A 2,442-nucleotide genomic window follows, 5' to 3' on the forward strand; every position below is an offset into this window, starting at 1 on the left:
CGGGCCGTCGGCCGTACGGGGCCGGGCCGTCGGCCGCGCATGCCCGGACGACGGGCCGGGAGCGCCGTCAGCACGGGCCGGCGTCGGAGCGCGACCGGGCCGGCGGCGTCGTCCCACCGGGCCGTCGACCGCTCAGCGGCGGGGCGCCGCCCAGCTCTCGAGCCGCTCCAGCGCCTGCTCGATCGTCGCGCGCGACTTGCAGAAGGCGAGCCGCAGATGGGACGAGGCGTCGCCGGCCTCGCCGTCGCGGTAGAAGGCCGACAGCGGGATCGCGACCACCCCGGCCTCCTCGGGGAGGCGCTCGGCCAGGGCGCGGGCGTCGGGCTCCCCGAGCGGGCCCGCGTCGGCGACCGTGAAGTATCCGGCCTCAGGCACGCTCACCCGGAAGCCGATCCGGCGCAGCCCGTCGGTGAGCAGGTCGCGCCGTGCGCGCAGATCGGCGGCGAGGTCGTGGAAGACCGTCGGATCCATCCGCAGCCCGGAGGCGACCGCGGGCTGGAAGGGAGCGCCCGAGGCGTAGGTCAGCCACTGCTTGACTCCGGTGATCGCCGTGATCAGCTCGGCCCGCGCCGTGATCCAGCCGATCTTCCACCCGGTCACGGCGAAGGTCTTGCCCGCCGAGGAGATCGAGATCGTGCGGTCCTGCGCCCCGGGCAGCGTCGCCGGCGGCAGATGGGCGGGGCCGAAGGTGAGGTGCTCGTAGACCTCGTCGGTGACGATCAGCGCATCGTGCCGCTCCGCCTCCTCGACGATCGCCTGCAGCGCCTCCACCCACAGCATCAGCCCGGTGGGGTTGTGCGGCGTGTTCACGAGAACCAGGCGGGTGCGCTCGGAGAACGCGGCGCGCAGGGCATCGCGGTCCACGTCCAGCACCAGGTCCCCGTCGTCGGACCCAAGGGAGGTGCCTGCGTCGGAACCCGTGCCGGAGCCGGAGGAGGCGCCAGAGGAGGCGTCGGCTCCCGCGGAAGCGGCGGGGCGGGAGGTGATCGGGACGGTGCGGTGCACGCCGCCCGCCAGCGCGATCAGCGCCGCGTACTGGTCGTAGAAGGGCTCGAGGGTGATCACCTCGTCGCCCGGCTCGACCAGCGCCAGGATCGTCGCGGCCAGCGCCTCCGTCGCCCCGGTGGTGACCAGCACCTCCGTGGCGGGGTCCCAGCGCAGTCCGTACCAGCTGGCCTGATGCTCGGCCACGGCCTCGCGCAGCTCGGCCTCGCCCGCGCCCGGCGGATACTGGTTGCGGCCGCGCCGGATCGCGTCGATCGCAGCCTCGGCGACGAGCGCAGGCGGGTCGTCGTCGGGATAACCCTGCCCGAGGTTCAGCGCGTCGTGGGCGGCGGCCTTCGCCGACATCTGCGCGAACACGGTCGGACGGGCATACCCGCCCACGAGCAGGCCGGCAGCGGCGGCGGCACGGGTCCAGGGACCGGAGGAGTTCATGGGCCCGAGTCTCTCAGAGCTGCGGAGCGGTGCGGCAGTGATCGCGGTGCGTGGGCACCCGGCGTGCTGACCGCGCACGCTCTCAGGAAGTCCTGACTGTGCGCTCGCACCAGGCACGCTCGCCGTGCACGCGCGCAAGGCAGTGAAGTTCTGCGCCCGTGGCGACTCATGTTGGTGAGCTCGTGAGTCGCCGCGGGCACAAAACCTGGCCTGACCGTGGGGAGGGAGGGGCCGAGGGGTCGGGGCGCATCGGCGGAGCCGGGCGGGCCGGGACGTCGGCCACGGCGTGGGGCGGCCCGATGCTCAACGGCGGGGGAAGACCAGCCGCCCGTAGGTGACGTAGCGGAACGAGGTCGAGACGATCTGGCCGATGAAGGTGCCGGAGATGTTGTCCGCGAGCGGGGAGTCCAGTCCCAGCACGTACCGCGAGAAGGCCAGGCAGGCGAGCTGCAGTCCCGTCGCGATCACGTTGACCAGGATGAACAGCATGATCGAGCGGGTCGTGTCCGGGCGGGGCCGGTCCCCGAAGGTCCACAGCCGGTTGCCCAGATAGGTCAGGCAGGAGGCGACCGCGATCGTGAGCACCTTCGCCGTGAGCGGGCTGCCGTGCATGAGCCCCTCGCCCCAGCCCTGCGTGGGATGCCAGAACACCAGCAGGTTGTACATCGCGGCGTCCAGCAGGAACACCAGACCGCCGACGACCAGGAACTTCAGGGTCGAGCGGAGATGATCGTCGACCAGCGCGCCGGCGCGGCCACGGAGGGTGCGGCGGGTTCCGGCCGACGTCGCGGGGGAGTGCTCGGCCGTCCCGCCCTCGGACAGGGAGGGGCCGCGGAGCGTGGTGGACGGAGCGCTGCGCCCCGTCGTCTCGTCCGGCGACAGCACGCCCGGCACTGTACCGGACCCGGTACCATCGTGGACCTGCCGCAGCGACGGGTCGGCGGCGCCGCATGCGGCGCCCGGCCCTGGGAGCGCGCGGCACCGACCGCTGCGACGGGCGGCGAC

The 2,442-nt window shown here is 73.6% G+C and carries 2 protein-coding genes; both read right to left on the minus strand.

Annotated elements, in window-relative coordinates:
- Positions 1-132 precede the first annotated feature (132 nt).
- Entirely contained in the window at positions 133-1,437 is a 1,305-nt protein-coding gene (locus HMPREF3159_RS08030; RefSeq protein ID WP_070500561.1) for an aminotransferase class I/II-fold pyridoxal phosphate-dependent enzyme, read from the minus strand.
- Between the two features lie 303 nt (positions 1,438-1,740).
- Positions 1,741-2,322 (minus strand): GtrA family protein, encoded by a 582-nt coding sequence (locus tag HMPREF3159_RS08035; RefSeq protein ID WP_246821564.1) that lies wholly within the window; start codon positions 2,320-2,322, stop codon positions 1,741-1,743.
- Positions 2,323-2,442: the final 120 nt, after the last annotated feature.

This window comes from Brachybacterium sp. HMSC06H03 (assembly GCF_001807385.1).
GTDB classification, from domain to species: Bacteria; Actinomycetota; Actinomycetes; order Actinomycetales; family Dermabacteraceae; genus Brachybacterium; species Brachybacterium conglomeratum.